At 53.8% G+C, this 20468-nt stretch carries 20 protein-coding genes; 14 read left to right on the plus strand and 6 right to left on the minus strand.

The features are described from left to right. Positions 1-241 precede the first annotated feature (241 nt). Positions 242-2158, minus strand: coding sequence for an ATP-binding protein (locus QRN85_RS18010; RefSeq protein WP_284759632.1), 1917 nt, complete (start codon positions 2156-2158; stop codon positions 242-244). 456 nt (positions 2159-2614) lie between these two features. Between QRN85_RS18010 and QRN85_RS18015 the strand changes: the two genes are divergently transcribed. Next, positions 2615-2950 carry a hypothetical protein gene (locus QRN85_RS18015; RefSeq protein WP_162723372.1) on the plus strand — a complete coding sequence of 112 codons (336 nt, stop codon included), beginning with the start codon at positions 2615-2617 and terminating at the stop codon, positions 2948-2950. Between the two features lie 435 nt (positions 2951-3385). Then, positions 3386-4579: a glycosyltransferase family 4 protein gene (locus QRN85_RS18020; protein ID WP_284759633.1), complete on the plus strand. Its 1194-nt coding sequence runs from the start codon at positions 3386-3388 to the stop codon at positions 4577-4579. Between the two features lie 440 nt (positions 4580-5019). Here the strand turns inward: QRN85_RS18020 and QRN85_RS18025 are convergent, their stop codons facing one another. Both QRN85_RS18025 and QRN85_RS18030 read right to left on the minus strand, forming a co-directional pair. Then, positions 5020-5403, minus strand: coding sequence for a response regulator transcription factor (locus QRN85_RS18025; protein WP_112962537.1), 384 nt, complete (start codon positions 5401-5403; stop codon positions 5020-5022). Between the two features lie 69 nt (positions 5404-5472). Then, positions 5473-6117: a response regulator transcription factor gene (locus QRN85_RS18030; RefSeq protein WP_284759634.1), complete on the minus strand. Its 645-nt coding sequence runs from the start codon at positions 6115-6117 to the stop codon at positions 5473-5475. A gap of 114 nt (positions 6118-6231) precedes the next feature. Between QRN85_RS18030 and QRN85_RS18035 the strand changes: the two genes are divergently transcribed. Then, the gene (locus QRN85_RS18035; RefSeq protein WP_284759635.1) at positions 6232-8376 is read left to right on the plus strand and encodes a sensor histidine kinase; all 2145 of its coding nucleotides are present in this window, start codon (positions 6232-6234) and stop codon (positions 8374-8376) included. 100 nt (positions 8377-8476) lie between these two features. Here the strand turns inward: QRN85_RS18035 and QRN85_RS18040 are convergent, their stop codons facing one another. Further along, the gene (locus QRN85_RS18040; RefSeq protein WP_284759636.1) at positions 8477-9511 is read right to left on the minus strand and encodes a glutamine synthetase beta-grasp domain-containing protein; all 1035 of its coding nucleotides are present in this window, start codon (positions 9509-9511) and stop codon (positions 8477-8479) included. A 365-nt stretch (positions 9512-9876) separates the two neighbouring features. Between QRN85_RS18040 and QRN85_RS18045 the strand changes: the two genes are divergently transcribed. Next, a complete protein-coding gene (locus QRN85_RS18045; RefSeq protein WP_284759637.1) occupies positions 9877-11028 on the plus strand; it encodes an esterase-like activity of phytase family protein in 1152 nt (383 codons plus the stop codon). Positions 11029-11223: 195 nt separating this feature from the next. Here QRN85_RS18045 and QRN85_RS24530 read toward each other — a convergent pair whose 3' ends face one another. Further along, the gene (locus QRN85_RS24530) at positions 11224-11424 is read right to left on the minus strand and encodes a DUF1127 domain-containing protein (RefSeq protein ID WP_112962533.1); all 201 of its coding nucleotides are present in this window, start codon (positions 11422-11424) and stop codon (positions 11224-11226) included. A gap of 269 nt (positions 11425-11693) precedes the next feature. Between QRN85_RS24530 and def the strand changes: the two genes are divergently transcribed. Next, entirely contained in the window at positions 11694-12158 is a 465-nt protein-coding gene (gene def, locus QRN85_RS18050) for a peptide deformylase (RefSeq protein WP_284759638.1), read from the plus strand. 137 nt (positions 12159-12295) lie between these two features. Then, the gene (locus QRN85_RS18055) at positions 12296-13594 is read left to right on the plus strand and encodes an MFS transporter (protein WP_284759639.1); all 1299 of its coding nucleotides are present in this window, start codon (positions 12296-12298) and stop codon (positions 13592-13594) included. Between the two features lie 93 nt (positions 13595-13687). Here QRN85_RS18055 and QRN85_RS18060 read toward each other — a convergent pair whose 3' ends face one another. Beyond that, positions 13688-14857, minus strand: coding sequence for a cytochrome P450 (locus QRN85_RS18060; protein ID WP_284759640.1), 1170 nt, complete (start codon positions 14855-14857; stop codon positions 13688-13690). A gap of 248 nt (positions 14858-15105) precedes the next feature. Here QRN85_RS18060 and QRN85_RS24535 point away from each other — a divergent pair, with 248 nt between their 5' ends. The 8 genes from QRN85_RS24535 (at position 15106) to QRN85_RS18095 (ending at position 20417) form a co-directional block, all read left to right on the plus strand. After that, positions 15106-15246 (plus strand): TrmO family methyltransferase domain-containing protein, encoded by a 141-nt coding sequence (locus QRN85_RS24535; RefSeq protein WP_350225082.1) that lies wholly within the window; start codon positions 15106-15108, stop codon positions 15244-15246. Positions 15247-15386: 140 nt separating this feature from the next. Beyond that, positions 15387-16595, plus strand: coding sequence for a cytochrome P450 (locus tag QRN85_RS18065; protein WP_284759641.1), 1209 nt, complete (start codon positions 15387-15389; stop codon positions 16593-16595). Between the two features lie 132 nt (positions 16596-16727). After that, positions 16728-16973 (plus strand): DUF1127 domain-containing protein, encoded by a 246-nt coding sequence (locus QRN85_RS18070; protein WP_284759642.1) that lies wholly within the window; start codon positions 16728-16730, stop codon positions 16971-16973. A gap of 17 nt (positions 16974-16990) precedes the next feature. Beyond that, positions 16991-17260, plus strand: a complete 270-nt coding sequence (locus QRN85_RS18075; protein WP_112962528.1) for a hypothetical protein — start codon at positions 16991-16993, stop codon at positions 17258-17260. Next, positions 17235-17870, plus strand: coding sequence for a c-type cytochrome (locus tag QRN85_RS18080; RefSeq protein ID WP_284759643.1), 636 nt, complete (start codon positions 17235-17237; stop codon positions 17868-17870). Before QRN85_RS18075 ends, QRN85_RS18080 begins: the two co-directional genes overlap by 26 nt. Positions 17871-18490: 620 nt before the next feature. Beyond that, on the plus strand, positions 18491-18841 hold the full coding sequence (locus QRN85_RS18085; RefSeq protein WP_284759644.1) for a hypothetical protein: 351 nt from the start codon (positions 18491-18493) through the stop codon (positions 18839-18841). A gap of 102 nt (positions 18842-18943) precedes the next feature. Next, positions 18944-19660, plus strand: coding sequence for an EAL domain-containing protein (locus tag QRN85_RS18090; RefSeq protein ID WP_284759645.1), 717 nt, complete (start codon positions 18944-18946; stop codon positions 19658-19660). Between the two features lie 106 nt (positions 19661-19766). After that, a complete protein-coding gene (locus QRN85_RS18095; RefSeq protein WP_284759646.1) occupies positions 19767-20417 on the plus strand; it encodes a phosphatase PAP2 family protein in 651 nt (216 codons plus the stop codon). Positions 20418-20468 lie beyond the last annotated feature (51 nt).

Below are 20468 nucleotides of genomic sequence, written 5' to 3' on the forward strand. Positions count from 1 at the left end.
TTCAGTTTCGGCGCGGTTTTTACCGATATACATTGCGTCGGTGCTGGGGCTTCATATGACCAGTTATCCGATCAACCTCGCGAACCGCTCCACCAGCCTGCTCAACGGCCAGTACCGCGCGAAAGCTGTCAAATAGGCCAGCTTTTGATGATGAGCTTGCCGTGCGTAGGTTCCATTTCATCGAATTGATCATCGAGTGTGGCAGGCGCTTGGCGTTGCGTCGGCTCGATCGGGTCGAATGTCATTCGGTCCGCATCAATGCCTCTCTGATACCTTCGGCGAGTGCGCTGGTGCTTAACGGCTCTCGTAGCACGTTGAAGCGCAACGCGATTGCAGCGCTGAGCATGTCCTCGTTTCCCGCGTGCGAGATCAGAACGACAGATGCGCCGCGGGCCATTGAGGCTATGTCGCATGCTGTATAGCGTGGCGGTAGTGACCTGATATCGATAATGATCAAGTCTGGGGTCTGGGTGGACAGCCATTCCTCCATGGCGCCGATAGCGAGAAACCCGACCGGTTCGTAGCCAAGCGCTGCAATCTTTTCCTCATGCATCGCAAGGTCGCGTGCATGGGGTTTTAGAAGTGCGATCAGCTGCCCGTTGCCCAAAGTCACTTTCGGCGTTTCGAAGAATTGGTTGATAGGAGTGGGCAATAGTGTCGAATGGGGAAAATACACTTCGAAAGATGTGCCCTTGGCGCAGTCGCTTTCTACATTGATCCGGCCATCCATGGCGGTTACCAGGCCGTGGACCGCGGAGAGCCCAAGGCCCGTCCCTCCTGTGGCAGCCTTTGTCGTGAAGAATGGTTCAAAGATATGCGGCAGGGCGTCTGGTGATATCCCTGTGCCGTTATCCGCGATACGGACCCGCACATATTTGCCTGGTTGCAACAGTCCCAGGGACAGGGACTGAACATCCTTTATGACGACAACATCGACATTTATGTCAACCCGGATTTCTCCGCGTGACGCTTCTGCTGCGTTTTTACAAAGGTTCATGACAACCTGTTGGAGTTCAACAGGATGACCGAGAAGTTTGCAATCCTCGTCGGGCTCCAGACGTGCATTGACCTCCAAGAGAGGCAACGAGGCCGATATCAGCGGTAGGGCGTCCCGGATCGCTTCCACCAGGTTGATCGGGCGCCTTTCCTGCTCCCGGTTTCGACTTAAGGTGAGGATCTGGTTCACAATATATTCTGCTCGTCTGGCAGTAGACATCATTTCCGCAAGATAAGGCTCCACCTGACCACCCTCCTGCGAGCGCTGCAATGCCATCTCACCGTAGCCCAGCAGTGCGCCCAAGATGTTGTTGAACTCATGCGCTATGCCTCCCGCCAACGTACCAACCGCTTGTACGCGTTCCGCATGCCTGAGGCGGCGTTCGAGATCTTCCCTGTTTCTCCGCTTGCAATGGTCAGAAGCCGTCTGGATGAGACCAGATAGAGATGAGCACAGCAGCGATACTTCATCCTGTCGAAAAGTTCGTCGAGGCTTGGGAAAGGTCAGGAGCATTATGGCAATGCGTCCGAGTGGCGTTAAAACCGCCGCGGCGACAGTGGTTGTTTGGCGGCCAGTGAACGATTTGAAATTTGAATTCGCAATGTCGAGGAAATAGCCGGCAGACTGGTCTTCGGTGGTTTGCGATGCGCTGACCCGTGTCAGGAAGTGTGCTTTGACTTCAGGCGCGAGGGGAGGCGGGAATTGTGCACTCAAATATTCTTCGATCGTTACACCTGTCCGCGGCTCCACGATTTCGACCCTGAGCGCGTCCGCCCCGAAATAGAATGCGAACTCCGAGAGAACTCTTGTTGCAACGACTGTGAATTCGTCCCTGTTCAGGGTCTCGTCAAACGCTTGAGCGAACCTGTGCAGGAGTGACTGTCCATCCAGCAACCGCTTGATGGATGTTGCCTGCCTCATTCCACTGAATGTCAGCCACGAGGCGTAAGCGCACAAACAAAGAGACGCGAAGGCAAAAACCGCACCGGCCAGAGAAAAGCGATCAGTTATGCCCCATGCCCTGCATCCCGCCATTACACCGCCGCAGGACGCAAAATAGGCGAGGAAGAACGCGCCTGATATGCAGACCAATATCCTCAAGGAATTGTCGACAAAGATAAATCGAGTCAGCGTGGTGGGCACAGATGGGAGGGTCGTCATATCTGCTCATGTTGTGAAGGGGAAATCGGGTTGCTGAGGGGCTGAGACTGAGCCAAGCAATGCGAGTTGACGACGAGCTCTGAGGCAAGCGAGCAAATTTGAAGGTACGCGCACCTGGAGACGGCCAAATTGATCTGAGGATAGGCAGTCATATTGGTCCGCAACTTGGGTTACCCGCGGTAAGAGGTGGCGAAGTGTCTCGGCATGAAGGCCATCACCAGACTCTGCCTCTCCCAAAGTGCGACATTGTTTCTGTTTTGACGTCCCGCGTTACAAATGAAATTCGTCGCCGCCCGACAAACGCGCCGGGAGCACACGGTTTGTTGCATTTGAAAGCAAATATTGCCGATCTGACACGCATCCGATAATCGGGTCGTCTTTCTATGAAAGTTCATCTCCGACACGCTGCCATTCCTGTCACAGTCGGACCCGATTGCGGCTATGAGGATCGATCAAATGCCCCAGGTTGAAAGTCTGAAAGCGTCAGCAGCAATAAAATCGGATCCGATGTGCAGTTGCTCAGTCGAGCACTTCCTGGCGACCATTGATGCAGCAGGCGGGAGAATTCTGCTGACGTCCGACGAATTGGAAAGTCTGGAGACCGACCCCAGCTTTACGAAAGCTTGGCAGCGCGATCTTGTCCGGATTGATGCTGGTGGAGAGTGGTGTGAAGGGGGAATTGTTTACCTGACCAAGTCTGGACGTTCCTTTTTAAAAGCATCCCGCCCGTCCATGCCTGACGAAAGTATTGTCACAAGGCTTCTGCGCTGGTGCGCAAACCTATCACGATAAGTATTCCCCGCGTTTCATTTTAAGTCCGGGACAACCGGAGTGGCAACTCGGGCCGCCGGCTCGATTGCTGAGATTACCTGGGCCAAATAAGCGACGTTCAGCATTTTTGCACCCCAGCCATTTCGGCTCGTTGCAGATGTAATTCTATTTCGCTTCTCGTTCACATTACGCTTTTGCAGGCCGTCCAGAGGTTCGTCATCGCAATGATGGAGAACGGACGTTGATGCCAATCGAGTTAACCGCAAAGCCGAGGTTACCACGTCTACGTGGCCACGTGATCCAATCCAGATCTACGGGAAGGCACACCCTGTGCCCTAGGCGGTAACGCCCACAGTGATGCCACTGGCGGCCCCGATCCGTCCGCAGGCTTCGGCCGATTGATGCGACCAAGTTGGGAGCCACACCTCATATAATCCCGAGAACGCGAGAAGAACCATGACTGGTCACCTCACTATTCTAGCTCCGGTCCGTTATCCCTCCCTCTTCAACAGCCCAAGAAAGTCTCGTCATCACATTCTCCGGCGTCGATTTCTGCCGATGAATTACCTGTCGCCGAAAGTTGAAGGCGTGACGGTATTCCCCCCAAGTTTGCTCGACAGGATTGATCTCATTCATGGATTCAACCGGATTCCACTCAATCCCAAGCCCTTTGTCATAGGATTCGAGTCACATCTTCCCAGGGGTTTCGGAATTGAAAACTCATTCTTCTTTACGTTCATGCGAAACCAGTTGTTGAATGAGCGGTGCAGGGCCATCGTCGCAATTTCCGAATATGCAAAACGCACCTTTCTCGCGCAACATGAGGGCACATCTGCATATCATGAACTTGCGGCGAAGCTGGTTGTCCGCATGCCCTCCGTCGTATTGCCAAAGGATCCGCCAGCGAGAAAACAGACTTTGCCGCCAATTCGTCTGCTGTTTGTTGGAAACCACTTTGCGAGAAAGGGTGGTTGCGTGGCTCTGCGTCTTGCGCAGTTGTCGCTGGATGCAGGGCTGCCATTGGAAATTGAAATTATTTCCAAGCTGGAAATTGGTCGCGTCTCGTGGACAGATCCACTGGATGAGAGTTTTTTCGATCGGTATCGACCACTTCTCAATTTGCCCAATGTCCGATGTTGGGGAGAGCTGCCCAATCAGCAGGTGATCGAAAAAATCCGTCAATCCCATTTCCTTCTGCTCCCGACCTTTGGAGACAGCTTCGGTTACAGCGCGATTGAGTCTCTCATCAACGGCACCCCTGTCATCGCTACCCGGCAATGTGCACTGCCGGAATTTATAAGGGATGGCGTCAACGGCATCATGCTTGACCTGCCTTTGAATGAGAAAGGCGAATGGATACATTTGAACAGTCCAGATCGCGGGTCAAAAATATTCGAGAAAATCCATGCGCAGGAGGTGGATCAGCTGGCAGAAGAGACGCTTCGTCGTCTGGAGGAAATGTTGAATTCTCCGACCTCTTTCGATGCGATGGCACTGAATGCGCATGAAACCGCGGTCCAGAGATTTGACTCTCGACTGCATGATACGTTTTGGGATGATCTTTATGAAACGGCGGTTTTGCAGCCTGTGGAGGCCTATGCCCCGGACGGTGCACATCAGGCCTACCCAATCGACCATTTTGAGACTTGACGGAGCAAGCTGCCAGGGCGACGAGACCAGCAATCTCGTCACCCCCAGTGGCGTCGGACCTGATTAGCTTGGACCAGAGCTGAGCTACAGCCGAAACGAATTTCTATAAATTTTGAAACAATGGCGAGGTTCGGGCGACCGATCATGCTGCCTTCAGTCTGATATCACCCCACCTCACCATTGGAGTCTAGAATGAAGACACTGTTTCAAACGATGGCAGTCCTGGCCGCCCTCATTGTGCCTGCCAATGCTTTCGAACCTATTCCGTTCAGCCTTACATTTCCAACCCAGCCCCGGTCAAAGGTGTCCGCCATTCCAGGCGGTAAAGTTTCGAGGCTGAACAGATCGAACTCGAACGTCGCTTCCGACAACTCGAAAAAATTCGGTCAGACACAAAATCCTGCTCGACATGAGAAACATTCGCGGTGACGCGCCGCCGACTAGCAGAGCAGGTTGCCTATCACGGATTGCACAGCGTCGATCAAGGCCTGGCCACTGAAGGGCTTGTATAGCAATACGAAGCCACCACATTCAGACACCCGTTTGACCAAGGAAGCGTCGGACTTTGCGGTGACGAAAATCACTGCGGTTTCGCAGCCATCGTCGTTCATTTTCTGTTTCATCTCGATGCCTGACATTCCCGGCATGTGAATGTCGGAGATTACGCAGGCCGGGTTCAGGCCTGTGCGGGCTTCCAGGAATTCTGTGGCTGTTGCAAACCCTGCTGTCTCGTATCCAAGGGACCTCATCAAGCCTTCCGTCGCTGTGCGAAAGGAATTGTCATCATCTACGATGGCGATGAGCACGTTGCTGTGCTTCGGCATTGCGATTACCCTTGTGGAAAGATACTGGTACGTATCCTACCTCATCGCATAAACGCGCCCGTCACGAAATCATACGGTGGTGTTAGTGCTTCGTTTTGGATCGCGTTCCTGCAAGGCATCCGCCATACGCACCAGATCAGGGACCGTGCGGGCACCCATCTTCCGCATTGCAGCGCCACGATGGATTTTGACCGTAACCTCGCTGATGCCCAGATCTCCTGCGATCTGTTTGTTCAGCAAACCTCTCGTCACCATCCACATCACCTGCTGTTCCCGACTGGAGAGCGTCTGGAAGCGCGCTTCAGTCTCGGCAGTCTGTCCGTGCTCCGCGCGCCTCTTTCGATCAAGCTTGAGTGCTGAAGCGATTGCATCCAGCATATCCTGATCGCGAAATGGCTTTGTCAGAAAGTCCACAGCACCCGCTTTCATACCGCGGACCGACATCGGAATATCACCGTGACCCGTCATCAGGATAACTGGAATGAAAATGCCATGGGCGTTCAACTGATCCTGAAAATCGAGCCCACTCGTCCCCTGCAATCGGATATCGAGCACCAGACATCCTTCAGCATCCGAACGATTGGCTGCCAGGAAAGCCTCAGTCGACACATATGTCGCAGTCGTAAAGCCGACAGACCGGAACAGGCTGTCCAAAGCAGACCTGAGAGATTCATCGTCATCGATGACGTGAATGATGGGGGGCTGGGGCTTCACGTGTTCCCTCTTGCAAAAACACACATTGCTTTACTTAAAAGCGTTTCCCCTTCATGCCAAAAAAGTAGACATTGTGAAAGTCGTTTTGTGCGCAAGCTTTTTTAAGGATGAATCGTGAGCCCTTTGCCTGAGCAAATCGGTCTGATGGACTCGAAGCCAAGCTCCCCTGAAGCTTTGAGCAGGCTTCTCACGGCGATGGGTGCACTCGTGCTGGAGGTCGATGCATCTTCTGCCATGGCTGTGTTGACCACGCTCCAAAAGGAGGGGGTCTCAGATCTCGGAAACCATCTTGAAAGTCATCACGACGTCACCCGTCAGATCATGCGAGACACAACATGGGCGGTCCAGCTTGCAGATCATGCGGCATCGGGGATCGGTGTCCTTTGGCCAGAAGAGAGCGCGAGCAGTTTCATTGATCTGGTCGTCTCGTCCTTTTTGGGCGGGGGCGAGTGGCGTGGCGAGTGCCGGATGCGCCATGACAACGGTAGTGTCTATCATGCTCAACTGACGTCGGTCATAATCCATCGATCGGAAACAGACCTTCGTCTTCTTCTCGCACTGAAGGATATTTCCGCCGAAAAAGAAGAATTTGACCGGCTCACTGCGAGTGAGCGCCGCTTCAGACAGCTTTTCGATTACATGCCGATCGCATTGACGGAGGTCGATGCCAGCCGTCTTGTCGATATATTCCGTAGCCTTCGTGAGCAGGGCGTAGAAGATCTTTCTTCATATATTGACGCCAATCCCGGCTTCATGGCCGACGTGATGAACGCGATGCATGTTGAGGAAGTCAATCACTACAATGTCGCGATGTTCGGGGCAGAATCTCAAGAGGCGATGAAGGGGCCGATAACGCGGTACTGGCAAGCCGGGATAGCAACGCTTAGACGGTCTATCGAGGCGAGATATCGGGGTGAGAACTTCTTCCAGGAGGAAGGTCAAGTTTGCCGTATGGATGGAACGGTCATCGACGTTCTCTATGCGGCGGCGCGGCATGGATCCAGTCCTGACAAGAGTCTTGTGGCTTTCATTGATATTTCGGATCGTAAGAAAGCCGCAGAAGCACTGCGCCGGAGCGAACGACGTTATCAGGACCTTTTCCAGCATGTGCCGGTTCCGGTGTTGCAGGTGAATGCCAGCGGGCTCCTTGCGCTTCTCGCAGAGCTGAAGGAGCAGGGGGTAGACGATCTCGAAGCCTACATCGCCGGGAACCCGCAGTTCCTGTGGGCAGCGATGCAAAGCACCGTGATAGAGGAGGCAAATTACGCTGCGATAAAAGTTCTTGGAGTGACCAACGCGGATGAGTTGAAAGGTCCGATCACGCCGCTGTGGCGCAACCACCCGGAAATCTATTCCCGTCTGCTCAAACATCGTTATCTCGACAATACGACCTATGAGGAGGAGGTTACGATCACCTCCTACGATGGCAGAACAAGGGAAGGATCGTTGACTGTCACATTCCCTCCTGAGATGGGCGACAATGGACTAACAATTAATGCCTTCGTAGACACGACGGACAGGAAATTGGCGGAACAGAAGCTGAGGCAAATCGAGGCAGATTACGCACACGCAGCCCGGATTTCCATGCTGGGAGAATTGACGGCGTCTATCGCCCATGAGGTCAATCAGCCGCTTGCAGCAATCACCACCTATGGCGAAGCCGGGTTGCGCTGGCTAGGAAGACCGGAACCTGAGCTTTCCGAGGTCAAGGAAATCGTGGAGCGAATCGTCGCGGATGCCCAGCGTGCCGCTAGCGTTATATCCCGAGTGCGAAACCTCGCGCTAAGGCGGGCAACAAGCGAACAGGTTCTGCCGCTCGATGATGTGGTTGCCGAAGCACTGTCATTTTTAAAGCACGAGTGCCATACGCATCAGGTTCGTGTAACGCATCTGCCGGCACTGGGCCGCACGGATGTTGTTGTGGATCGCACGCAGTTGCAGCAGGTCGTCGTCAATCTTACCGTCAACTCAATTCAGGCGATGGCCTCGGTCAGCAAAAATCGACGTCAAATCTCTATTCAGACGGTAGCTGACGGTATCAAGGTGCGGTGCATAGTCGATGATTCCGGGCCGGGTATCATGGATGCAGAGGCTGAGAACCTGTTCCAGAGCTTTGTTACGACCAAGGAAAACGGCATGGGAATGGGCCTGGCCATATGTCGCTCCATTGTGGAAGCGCATGGCGGACACATCCATGCAAGCGCAGACAGCGCGCTCGGTGGGGCGCGCTTTATTTTCGAGTTACCAGCCGCGCCATGACGGTTGGTTGTTGAGAGGCAGGTCGCCAGAACGCCATGCCTCTCAACCTGTTTTACGTCCTCAGGCCCATGCTGGGCGATCTACAGTTCTTCGCAAATGCTCACGCTGCAACGGATGACATGGTCGGGACCTGGGAGATTGTCTTGAGAATTTGGGAAGCGATCTGGTAGGGATCGCCCTGGCTGTTCGGACGGCGATCCTCGAGATAGCCTTTGTAATCGCTCGTCACGAATGAATGCGGAACGCGGACAGACGCGCCGCGATCAGCGATCCCGTAGGAGAACTCGTTCCAAGGGGCCGTCTCGTGTTTTCCGGTGAGGCGTTTGTCATTGTCAGGACCATAGACGTTGATGTGGTCCATCACATTTGCCTTGAACTGCGCCATGAGCGCTTCGAAGTAGTCTTTCCCTCCAACCTCGCGCATGAATTTGGTAGAGAAGTTGCAATGCATTCCAGAGCCGTTCCAGTCGGTGTCGCCCAGCGGCTTGCAGTGGAACTCGACGTCGATGCCGTATGTTTCGGTGAGACGCTGGAGCAAGTAGCGAGCCATCCAGATCTGGTCTGCGGCCCGCTTTGAGCCCTTCCCAAAAATCTGGAACTCCCACTGGCCCTTGGCCACTTCCGCATTGATGCCCTCGTGATTGATACCGGCGGCCAGGCACAGATCGAGGTGCTCCTCGACAATCTTGCGTGCGATGGAGCCCACATTCTTATGGCCAACCCCGGTATAGTAAGGACCTTGCGGTGCGGGATAACCCGACTCGGGAAAGCCGAGCGGCCGTCCATCCTTGTAGAAAAAGTATTCCTGCTCAAAGCCGAACCAGGCATCTTCATCGTCAAGGATGGTGGCTCTCTTATTGGACTCATGCGGCGTCACTCCGTCCGGCAGCATGACTTCGCACATGACAAGAATACCGTTGATGCGCGCAGGGTCAGGATACATGGCGACGGGCTTGAGGACGCAATCGGAATTGCTCCCTTCTGCCTGCATGGTCGAGCTACCATCGAAGCCCCACAGCGGCAACTCCTCAAGTATCGGCATTGTCTGGAAATCTTTGATTTTTGTCTTGCCACGCAGGTTCGGTACCGGTGTGTAGCCGTCCAGCCATATATATTCGAGTTTGTATTTCGTCATAAGGATCTCCTGTTTTGAAGAGCCTTTATTTGAGGACTGGATGCTTCAAATCGATTTCCCGCTTAACCGTCAAAGTTTCAGATTTAACGTTAGCCAGCCCTGCATTGGAGTTGGCAATTTCATTTGAAGTCCGCCCACTAAAACCTGAAATCCGTTGATGCGATTTTTACCCGAAGCTCTCGACGTGGCCAGGTCACTCCAGGTCAAAAAGATGCGCATAACAGGCAGGACTGTCCCGCATCTTGATTGCACAACCAAAACCAGAGCGGATCGCAGCCGTTGCCGGACGGAAGGCTATTTGCGCAAACGACCCTGACCATGAAGGCTACGCGCGACGACCGCTATTCACACAGATAGGATCTTTGATGAGTAAGCGTTTATTTGCCACGGTGGCATTCACCTTTCTGCTTGGCACTACAACCTACGCGAATGCCGAGGTGAAGCCTGTGGAAACCACATGCCCGTTTGGAGATTGCGATGCGGCTATTTCCTTCTCCTATCTTGGAGAAGTCATCATCCCGACGGGAACCATGGAGAATGGACTGGAATTCGGCGGTATTTCGGGCCTGGATTTCGACCCCTCCAGTGGTCGCTACATTGCAATCAGCGATGATCGTTCCGACAAGGGACCTGCCCGCTTTTACGAGCTTGATATAGACGTGAGCGCTAACGGTTTAAAAAGCGTCAAAGTGGTCAAGCGGGTGACCCTACTGGACGCTGACGGGGAAGCCTTTCCAAAAAACGCTGTAGATCCGGAGGCCATTCGTGTCGGCAAGGAAGGGATATACTGGTCTAGCGAAGGCGGTGGCGATCCGCTGATCGCGCCGTCGGTTCACGTTGCCGCGTCCGACGGCAAATCCATTCGAGAATTGTGGTTGCCGGGGGAATTCGCGCCGACTGCCAACAAGACGAGCGGTGTTCGCGAGAACCTGTCATTTGAAAATCTCGCGGTAGCTCCATCCGGTGCCGTGTTTGTCGCGGTCGAGGCAGCTCTCTATCAAGATGGAGACAAGCCTGGGCTTACCAATGGCAGTCTTGCCCGGATCATTAGTTATGACAGCGCCACGGGCGAGCCTGGAAAACAATACGTCTATCCGGTTTCACCAATTCCTCAAGCCGCTAGCAAGGCTGACGGGGCAAATGACAATGGCATGTCTGACATGCTTGCACTTGATGATCGCCACATGCTTGTCGTTGAACGCAACTTCGCTCAAGGTTTTGGAAACAACATCAAGTTGTTCATGGTCGATCTCGAAGGTGCGACCGATGTCTCGAACATTGCCTCACTGGCCCGCACCGGGGAGCGCGTTGTTCCTGCTCGCAAGAGCCAGGTGCTCGACCTGCGCGCTATCGGCTTGACGCCAGATAACATCGAGGCGATTTCTCTCGGTAAGGCAAAGGACGGAACTGATGTTCTCATTCTTGCGGCGGACAACAATTTCTCGGATCGTCAGAAAACGCAGTTCTACGCCTTTAAAATTGGAGGTCGGTGGACGGCTCCCGGCAGCGCCCGATAATTGAACAAGCTGCGCTCCGCTTAAACGCCTAGCAAGCAAAACGCAGCCCTTGAAGTCGGATGGGGACGTCAAGGGCTGCAATTTCGTAATGGTGTAAGCACTTTACTTGTAGGCAGTATTGCCGGAACTCCGAAGTCCTCAAAGTGATGTCGCGATCCCTAAGTTGTGCCGTATGCAAATGCCGACTGGGACCATTTATTTTGTGTATCCTCGACGGCCAAAGCGCACGATGTTTTCGATGTCACACCGGCCGATTCCGATGTCATTGAGCAAGTAATCGTCCAGCTCTTCCAGACGGTTCATGGCCGCTCTCAGCTTTCTTTTACGCATGACTGTCGTGATAAGATCGCGCAATCGCAATACGGATAGGTGTTGAGTTATCATCATGCTCTCCATAAATGCCTTCAGAAAAGTCCAGACGCCTAAAAGACGTGCAATGGACGATGATTATTTGGGCATTTAAGGCTAATGCGACGTTTCACACCTGCTGATCTTGATTACAGTTGTAGGCGGCCGATCCGGCGGCAACTATAGATTCTCAAAAGAGCTGATGGCATTTCAGCTGAAGTCTCATCGCAGATTTCTAAAATCAATCGGTGCGACTTACCTCCCACATTCCTGGTCTTTGCGTGATCAGCCATCACGCGTGACGAGGAGTGCGCCGCTTGACCGTTCGGAAAATTGTTTCATCTCTCAATCGGATGCTCAGGCAACGGTCTCAGCCCGTGTCGCTGGAGGATCGGACGATTGGCGCGCTGGTCAAGGATATGCTTGATACGATGTACGCCGCAGGGGGCGTAGGGCTTGCTGCCGTTCAGATAGGGGTTCTCAAGCAAGTTATCGTCGTTGACCTTCCCGGCGGAGACCCGCCGGGTCCACAAATTTTCATCAATCCGGAGATCATTGAAGCAAGCGGGGAGCCGGCTGTTTTCCGCGAAGGTTGCCTGTCACTTCCGGGCGTGATGGTGAATGTGAAGCGCCCGACACATGTGCACGTCCGGTACCGATCCCTTGATGGCGAGGCCTGTGAGATAATGGCTCATGGTTTGCTGGGAGTTTGTCTGCAGCATGAAATCGACCATCTCAATGGCGTACTCATCACTGATCATGTCTCGCCAGAAGAGTTCTGACACGGGCAGAGCAGCATGTTACAGTTGAAATGACTTTAGCGCCGATTAATCCAAGAAATTGCGGGCAGCTGCTTGAATTTGGATTTCCCGTTGCGTATCGGGCAATGAGATTGTGCTGATGTTTTCAGGGGGCGCCCATGGCAAGTAGTGTTACACGGCTTCCTCGTCTTCTGGCGCTTTCCGGGATTGGTGGCGCACTGGAGTTTTTCGACTTCGTCATCTTTCTCTTTCTTGCCCCCGTTATCAGCAAGAATTTCTTCCCGCCGGACACTCCGGAATGGTTGGCGGACGTTCATGTGCTCGGCATTTTTGCCGCTGGGTACGTCTTTCGCCCGCTGGGTGGTCTCATCATGGCCCATTTTGGAGACCGCTCCGGCCGTAAGCAGGTTTTCCTTTTTTCGATCCTGCTCATGACTTTTGCGACAACTGGTATCGCGTTGATCCCGAGTTATTCGACGGCCGGTTGGCTGGCGCCACTCCTTCTGGTCTTTCTGCGCATGATGCAGGGCGTCGCAATTGGAGGCGAAGCTCCCGGTGCCTGGACATTCGTCGCGGAACACGTTGCTCCTCGTCATCTCGCGCTGGCTTGCAGCTTCATGAGTTCATCTCTCATTGCCGGTGTCTTGATGGCTTCTCTGGTCACGATGGCGGTGCACAGTTACTTCTCTCCCGCCGCCATGCTTGATTATGGCTGGCGTGTCCCATTTGTCGTGGCAGGGGGTCTGGGACTGTTGGGCGCCATCTTGCGGCGGTGGCTCAGCGAAACACCCGTGTTCCTAAGGGCTAGAAAGCAGCGTGCCGCTGCAAAGCGGCTGCCGATTCTGGTCGTGTTGCGCAGTCACTGGGAGGCGCTTTCGATTTCGGTGGTTGCGACATGGATCCTGTCGGCTGTCGTGATTGTCACGACACTTATGACGCCGCTGATCCTTCAAAAGCAGTACCATTTTGATCCCCAGGCAGCACTTGCGATTTCAGCCTTCGGATCGCCCTTTGTTTGTGTGGGGGGCATTTGCGCGGGCTATATGGCAGACAGGGTTGGCCTCGGTCGCTATTTCATGTTTGCCAGTCTTCCTTTTGCGACGGCCAATTTCCTGTTCTACTCCTATGTGGATCCTGCAAGCGGCAATGTGTATCTGCTGTACGGTCTGTCGTCTTTTTTCAATGGCATGGTAGGAGCGATTCCATGCTTCATGGTTCGGGCATTTCCGAGCAGTGTCCGTTTCACCGGCATCTCGCTGGCGTACAACGTGACATTCGCAGTGTTCGGCGGGCTTACACCAGTCGTGATCGGTGCCCTTCTCCCGACCTTGCCCCTGTCCCACATGTATTATCTGCTTGCGGTCGCCGTCGGCATTTTCCTGTTGGGCGCTTATGTAACCGTGAGGCCATCGGCTGTGCGATACAGATCGGCTCGCGACGAAGGTTTGGCGATTTAGCGCTTTCAAGTTGCGCATCTTCGAAACTGCGCAGACATTTAAAGCTTGCGTAAAGCGCGCAATCGCCGCGTGCCGATGATTTTTGGTTGGTTCTCAGACGGGCCAGCTGACACAGAAATGGCTCGGCATGCGAACAAAGATATGGCCGTTGAAAACTGGTATGTCTTCCAGCCGCAGCTTCGGCAGTCTTCGTGTGAAAACCGATAGACACTCTTCCAGCTCGATTCGTGCCAGATGATCAGCGACGCATCGATGTGCCCCGGCACCAAATGCGAGATGGTCTCGCGAAAGGTCATCGCGGTGAATGTCGAATGTATCAGGATGCTGGTAGACTGTTTCGTCTCTCAACGCCGATATTGTCGATAAGATCAGCAGCGTATGTGCGGGGATTATGTGTCCATGCAACTCGATTTCATCCGCAGTCGCGCGCACCATTCCCGCGATTCCGGGCTGATAACGCATCGCTTCGCTCACAGCTGCGGCCACAAGACTTTGTTCCTCACAAACCGCATTCCATTGGCTTTTATGAAGCAAAAGAAGAGATGTCTGTGCGACGATAGCGGCCCGCACGGACTCGTTTCCCCCTATGATGAGTTGAATGATCTGGATAGCTGCTTCCACAGGGCTCACGCCCGCATCCTCTGCCGCTTCCCTGATAGCATCCATGAAACCTGCGCCAGTGTGCGACTGAGCCATTTTTAGCATCAGGTAATCGCGAAGGAACGCTGCCGCTTCAGCCGATTTTGCGATGTCGGCAGTTGTCGAGGTGGGGCTGAAGAACCGGCTCAACTCACCCACATGCGAAACGAATACGGCACGCTCTTCCTGAGGAACGCCGAGGATACCTGCCAGAGCAAGAACGGGAATCTTGTCGGCAAACTGGCTGACGAATTCAGCGGTGCCCTGCGCGTAGACAGCATCGATCAAGTCTTCGGTCGCGTTTCGGACACTAGCACGCAGTTCCTTGGCCAAAACGGTTGAAAGAGCGCGGGACATGATGGACCTGCGTCTTTCGTGAGGCGCTCCGTTTGCCGTCAACATGCCAAGGCTGAAAAACTCATGCAGGATCCCCTCGGTGACACCTCTGGATTCCGGTATCGCAGCTTCTGTTGCGACAATGCGTGGGTCTGAACTCAGCTGAACGACATCGGCATGGCGAAGAACGAACAGACCGCCCCCCTCATACTCCACAATAGGGCTCTTCGAGCGCCAGCGTTTGAAAGCAGCCTGGGGATTGGCGTCAAGCTCTGCGATCGTCAGCATAATGTCTCCTACTCGTAAGATATGCCGTTTGGCACCAAGAAGTATTTGTATCGATATTATCAAATATATCAAATATGTCGAGTTGCATAAGGTTTCAGATGTAACCATGACAAGCGCATGACGATGTTTCGGGATCGCAGCGGATGGGATGGGCCCGGCGCCAGCAGACAGGTGCGAAAAGGTTTCGATGACAACGGTAATCGTGCACCCGTCCACTGAAGCGCAAAAGAAACCGACCGGCTTCAAACATGCCGGACGCGCCTAATAGCCTCCCTTGCGCGACTGTCCATCGACGGAAAGCGCTGCCCTTCAGCGGAATGGATTGTTACGACAACACGCCAGTGCTGGATATCAAGCCTTATCGTGGGCTTCGTTGGCCATCGAGGTGATCTAACATTCGCAGCGTAGAGGCAGATACAGACGCTCCTCCAGAGATGCTCATGTCAAATGCAATAGTATTTCGTGGCCATGTAATGAGCGCGTCGGATTGAATGGCAAAAAAGCGGTCTCGTTTTCGAAGGAACCGCATTTGACCTACTCATCTCCAGTCGCCAGTCCACCTGTTCTTGGTTTCCGTGAGCTCAACGCCCAACCTCATGAGACATTCGCCGAATATCGCTCCGTCGTTCCCTTTTTGAAGAGAGAAGATGGTGCGCATCTCTTATTGAGAGGCCACGACGTTCAGAGGTTCGTGAAGGATCCAAAGACGAAGCAACTAGAGACCGAATTGCTATATGCTCGCGGCATAACAGCAGGTCCGCTCGTCGAGCTCGCAGCGAACAGCATGTTGTTCTCCAACGGCGAGGTACACCGGCGGCGGCGACAGGCGATGGCGAAATGTTTCTCCTTTAGCTTAATGGAACGCGTCAGGCCGGAGGTTCGAAGGCTCGCACAGGGCATCATCAACAGTGACGCCCATGCTGAAGGATTCAAGCTTCGCGATGATTTTGCCGCTGCAATACCGGCCGTGACCCTTGCCGCCATACTGGGCATTTCCCAAGCGGACATTCCATTGTTCACATCGTTGGCCTACCGGGTATCGAAGGTCCTGACCACGTCTTGGGGCGCTGAGGATGTTCCAGAGATGGAAGAGGCCACGCGTCAACTCGTATCCTATTGCGAAAATCTCATGGCCGAACGACGCAGGAAACCACAGGATGATTTTCTTTCCCGATATGTAGCAAGTGTGGATGCGAATGCTGATCTCTCTCCCGCCGAGGCCGTGATGCAACTGGTTTCCGTGGTTCTCGGGGGCACGGATACGACACGCGCCGCGATCGTCATCCAGACAGGACTATTGCTTGAAAGGCCGGATATCTGGAGCGCGATCCAGGAAGACGACAGCCTGATTGCGCCAGCGGTCGCCGAATCGTTGCGATTGGAACCAGCCGTCGCATCCATTCCCCGCCTCGTGGTCGAGGATATCGATATAGAAGGCCACATGATCCCAAGGGGAAGCGTGCTGCTTCTGTCTACGATGTCCGCGCTTCGTGACCCACTTCAATTTCCTCATCCGGGCGAGTTTGATCTACACCGCGAACGGCCAAGATGGCATCCTGTCTATGGAGATGGCGAACATCGGTGTCTGGGACAGGCATTAGCGCAGGTCGAACTGGAAGAAGCGCTTCGCGCACTGATCAAATCCAGACGCAGCTTGCGCATGGACAATCAGACCTTACGTGTCTCGGGACATGCCGGCATAAGGCAGGTCGAGGAAATAATCGTCCAGTTTGCATGACAGTGCTGAGATGAAGCCATTCATTCAAAGCGAGCAACGCGTATTTCGTCTGCAACCGATCTGCCTGTTTGGCAATCAACTTAAAATTTTACGCGGCCAGAGTGGCCCAAGTGAACGACTTGGAGAACTCTCATGGCGCTAGATAAATCAATAGACGATGTCGTACTGACGGGCTCCGCTTCGGGTACTGGTCTCGTCAAGCGATGTGCAAGCCTGCTGCGCAAAACAGCAGACGGGCTTGGCTCGTATCAAGCCACGGCCAGACATAACGAGGAGTTGCGCGCTCTCGATGACCGTCTCCTCCGGGACATCGGAATCAACCGGCAGGACCTGGAATTTATGATTGTGTTTCCGTCGCGGTCGCATCGGGATTTGTGATGGAGAGATGCTTCATCATGTCTCCTGAGCGCCCGGCAAAGCCGATCAGCAATGTCGTTGCTTTCAAAGGTTCTCATCAGAGAGAACAAGGGCTCGACAAAGACCGACGCGGACATTTGGCAAATGCAGCGGCAGGCGCGCAGCGGCAGGAGGCGAAGCCCTCTTTCTGGTTGCGCCTGTTCTTATCGTTCAGCGCGGCCTGTTGCCTCGTCTCCGTCATGCCGATCTATGGCGGTGAGCGCGGGCAAGGCAATCACCTGGATGAAGGTCAAGATGGCGACGTCTGACCAGTTCCCTATGTCCGGCCTCTCGATTCATCCACCGGACAGTGAAACCCGAGCACATGAGGATCCCGTGTATTCAAGAACTTTAAAGGCGCCACGCGTTCCGCTGGCAAGCGTTACGCTTCTCGCATCTCTATGTCTTGGTCCCCTTTGCGCCAAGGCAGAGCCAGACGCTGATCTCATTGCCCGCGGCGCGTATTTGTCTCTGCTCGGCAATTGCGAACATTGTCATACTCCGGGGCACTTCCTGGGGAAGCGAGATGAGAGCAAGGCCTTATCCGGTTCTGATGTTGGCTTCTGGGACCCTGTTGCCGGGACCGTCATTGGTCCAAACATCACCCCAGATATCGAAACAGGCATAGGCTCATGGTCGAGTGCTGACCTCAAAAAAGCGCTTACAACAGGTGAACGGCCCGATGGGCGAATGCTCTCCCCTGTCATGCCCTGGCAGGATCTCGCTCGATTGCATGACGAAGACATTGCTGCGCTTGTACAATATCTCAAGTCGCTCAAACCTGTAAAAAATCAAGTGGTTGGGCCATTAGGGCCGACCGAGCCAGTACCGGTTCACACGCTGCGTCTGACGCCTCCCGAAACCAGAAGCACACGCTGAGGATGCTGCCTGGAGAGTGTGGCCAAGCGAGATATTTCGCCGCCATCAAACGTTATTTGCGACCCCTAGGGATACTCTCAATGACAGATTGCCCCAATTCACAAAGAGCAGCGCGGCCATCCCATCTCTATCTGGTGAGCAATGAAGAACCGAAGTGTCTGCGAAGAAACGGATCTTCCCCCGACGATCAGTCAATCGGAGGTTCGGCCAGAAAAGCTTGCAAAAACTCAAAAGGGATGAGGTCCGTCGACAGCCCGCGCAGGCTGGTCAATCAGGCCCCGTCTAAGAAGGACGATGGGAGACAGGTCCAGGATCGTGACCGTTTGAACGGTGTTGACGACCTATGGCATTCGGGTGTCTTGCCGATCACTCTCTTGATCGCCATAGGCATAATTCACTTCACGATCTTCTCGGTGATATGGCAGTCGGTGCCGACATATGTCGACTGGCGCCCGTAGAGCGAACAAATGCAATTGTAACATTGCGGCGATTGCCGGAAACAAGCCCGAAACATCGCGACATCATGTTTTATGCTTCTGAGAATTACCAAGTAGCGAGTATACAGGGGTAAAGATGGGCTTCGGAATCAGAATTATTCATCGCCACTTTGCGAGGGCAGTATGACGAAGCGCTGCGTCTTGTTCGTCATGATCGATCCACTCGTCGTCTCCGGTCAAATGAGAGGTCTGATGCAGCGGCCATTGGCAGGAAATTTGCATTTCAGCCAAATGCTGGATCCGGATAACGCCAATGCGGATGCCACCGTCACTGGCGAAATCCACATGGCGAAAATGATCATCACTCTCAATATCTATCACGCGCTGGAAGGATATGACTGGAAGAACATCATCCGTGTTGTCGATGGTGCGCCTTGCGGTGCCGACGTGGAATTTGCCTCGTCGGAAGAGGCGAGGAGGTTTCAGATGGCGAATCCCTCTTCCGTTGATGTCGTTCAGCGGTGCCATGCGTAGCCTTCAGGGCTTTGCCGTTTTCAAGATGCTCCTTGTGAAACGGGAACCACTGGTCAGCGCGGGAATCTCGGTCGATGCGATGCCTTCAGGGGCTGGCTACTGATGCCGCATGATTTTGATTCAACAGTTAAAATTGCCATGGAGCGAGGATTGCTGTCGCTCGTCTATCAGCCAATACGCTGTCTCGAGTCCGGTGAAATCAGTGCTGTTGAGGCGCTGATGAGATTGCGAATGCTTGACGGTGCCGAGGTCCCGCCCCAACAGTTCATACCGGTTGCGGAGAAAACCGGAGGAATTATCCAACTGGGTTACTGGGCCATCCGCGAGGCCTGTTGCAAGCTCCTGACCAATGCAGATTTGCCTCTCGTCAGCGTCAACGTTTCTCCCGTTCAATTGAGGGAGCCGAGCTTTGCGGACGAAGTCGGGGCCATCCTTTCTGAAGCGGGGATACGTGGCGACCGGCTGGCCTTCGAGATTACCGAAGGACAGAGAGTTGAAGCCAGATCCGTGGAATTGCATTGCATCCGCCGGCTTCAGGAGCTTGGTATCGCGATATGGCTTGATGACTTTGGAACTGGTTTTGCGGGCTTGGCCCTGCTTCGCCTTGTTGATTTCGACCTTGTGAAAATCGACCGGTCGTTTCTTTACGCAAGCAGCAGCAGGCGAGGTCACGTGATGTTACGCAACATCGTTCGGCTCATAAAAGACCATGGACCCGAGACTTTGGTCGAAGGAATAGAAAGCGCCTCACATCTGGAGTTGGCCAGGGCGCTCCAAGTGCGCCATGTTCAGGGTTTTCACATCGGTAGGCCAGCCTGAATTTGGCCGATTACTCTCCCACTTTGCACCGCGTTAAGATGGCGCGATAGGGAAGGGGGCTTGGCGATTTATATGCAGCACCTTTGCATCCACAGGACATCAAAACATGGAAAATCAGACGTCTAGAACCAGGATGCAAACGGTTTGTCTCCCTTTATTCGGCGCAACGATCTGCTTTGTGAGCATGTGGTTTTTCGATCGCGCCACACTCTTCGCTGTACGCGAAATGCCGGAAGCAACGAAACACGTTTTCATGCACCTGTCTTACTGGACAGAGCCATCAAAAGCGCTGACAGCGATGGCAATGGCTGTAGTCCTGACCGCCTTGTCGTCATCGGTGGTCGGATTTCCCCGACCGACACTTTTGATGTTTTTAGGATTAAGCCTGGTCAGTTGTGTTCTTGTTCTTTGTTTTGTTTTGCTTGCAAAGACCTCGATAGGTCGGGCACGGCCGTTGCCGTCTTCAGCTTTTGATCCTTTTGTATTTGCTCCTTTTTCCGGGTCCGAGGCATTTGAGTCTTTCCCGTCTGCTCAAGCAGCAATTGCGGCGGCGATCTGTTACTGTTTCATGTTTCGATACCCATCCTACCGCCCTTTGGCGTTTGCACTGATGGTCTCGGTTGGGCTCTCACGCGTCGTGATCGAGCGACACTGGATAAGCGATGTCGTGGCAGGTTGGTTGGTCGGATGGCTGGGCGCTGCGGTAATCTGCACCATGGTGCAGAATCGATATGCAAAGCCAAAATTGCATCGTTGATCGTAGATCACCTCATACCAACTTTCGCAGCTAATGATAGATTTGATGTTT

This window comes from Agrobacterium sp. fls2-241-TYG-188a (assembly GCF_030209845.1).

Bases quoted from the DNA above. Each gene is read 5' to 3' on its own strand.
- QRN85_RS18010 (WP_284759632.1), bottom strand. From the start codon at position 2,158: ATGACGACCCTCCCATCTGTGCCCACCACGCTGACTCGATTTATCTTT.
- QRN85_RS18015 (WP_162723372.1), top strand. From the start codon at position 2,615: ATGCCCCAGGTTGAAAGTCTGAAAGCGTCAGCAGCAATAAAATCGGAT.
- QRN85_RS18020 (WP_284759633.1), top strand. From the start codon at position 3,386: ATGACTGGTCACCTCACTATTCTAGCTCCGGTCCGTTATCCCTCCCTC.
- QRN85_RS18025 (WP_112962537.1), bottom strand. From the start codon at position 5,403: ATGCCGAAGCACAGCAACGTGCTCATCGCCATCGTAGATGATGACAAT.
- QRN85_RS18040 (WP_284759636.1), bottom strand. From the start codon at position 9,511: ATGACGAAATACAAACTCGAATATATATGGCTGGACGGCTACACACCG.
- QRN85_RS18045 (WP_284759637.1), top strand. From the start codon at position 9,877: ATGAGTAAGCGTTTATTTGCCACGGTGGCATTCACCTTTCTGCTTGGC.
- QRN85_RS24530 (WP_112962533.1), bottom strand. From the start codon at position 11,424: ATGGAGAGCATGATGATAACTCAACACCTATCCGTATTGCGATTGCGC.
- QRN85_RS18055 (WP_284759639.1), top strand. From the start codon at position 12,296: ATGGCAAGTAGTGTTACACGGCTTCCTCGTCTTCTGGCGCTTTCCGGG.
- QRN85_RS18060 (WP_284759640.1), bottom strand. From the start codon at position 14,857: ATGCTGACGATCGCAGAGCTTGACGCCAATCCCCAGGCTGCTTTCAAA.
- QRN85_RS24535 (WP_350225082.1), top strand. From the start codon at position 15,106: ATGCCGGACGCGCCTAATAGCCTCCCTTGCGCGACTGTCCATCGACGG.
- QRN85_RS18070 (WP_284759642.1), top strand. From the start codon at position 16,728: ATGGCGCTAGATAAATCAATAGACGATGTCGTACTGACGGGCTCCGCT.
- QRN85_RS18075 (WP_112962528.1), top strand. From the start codon at position 16,991: ATGTCTCCTGAGCGCCCGGCAAAGCCGATCAGCAATGTCGTTGCTTTC.
- QRN85_RS18080 (WP_284759643.1), top strand. From the start codon at position 17,235: ATGAAGGTCAAGATGGCGACGTCTGACCAGTTCCCTATGTCCGGCCTC.
- QRN85_RS18085 (WP_284759644.1), top strand. From the start codon at position 18,491: ATGACGAAGCGCTGCGTCTTGTTCGTCATGATCGATCCACTCGTCGTC.
- QRN85_RS18090 (WP_284759645.1), top strand. From the start codon at position 18,944: ATGCCGCATGATTTTGATTCAACAGTTAAAATTGCCATGGAGCGAGGA.
- QRN85_RS18095 (WP_284759646.1), top strand. From the start codon at position 19,767: ATGGAAAATCAGACGTCTAGAACCAGGATGCAAACGGTTTGTCTCCCT.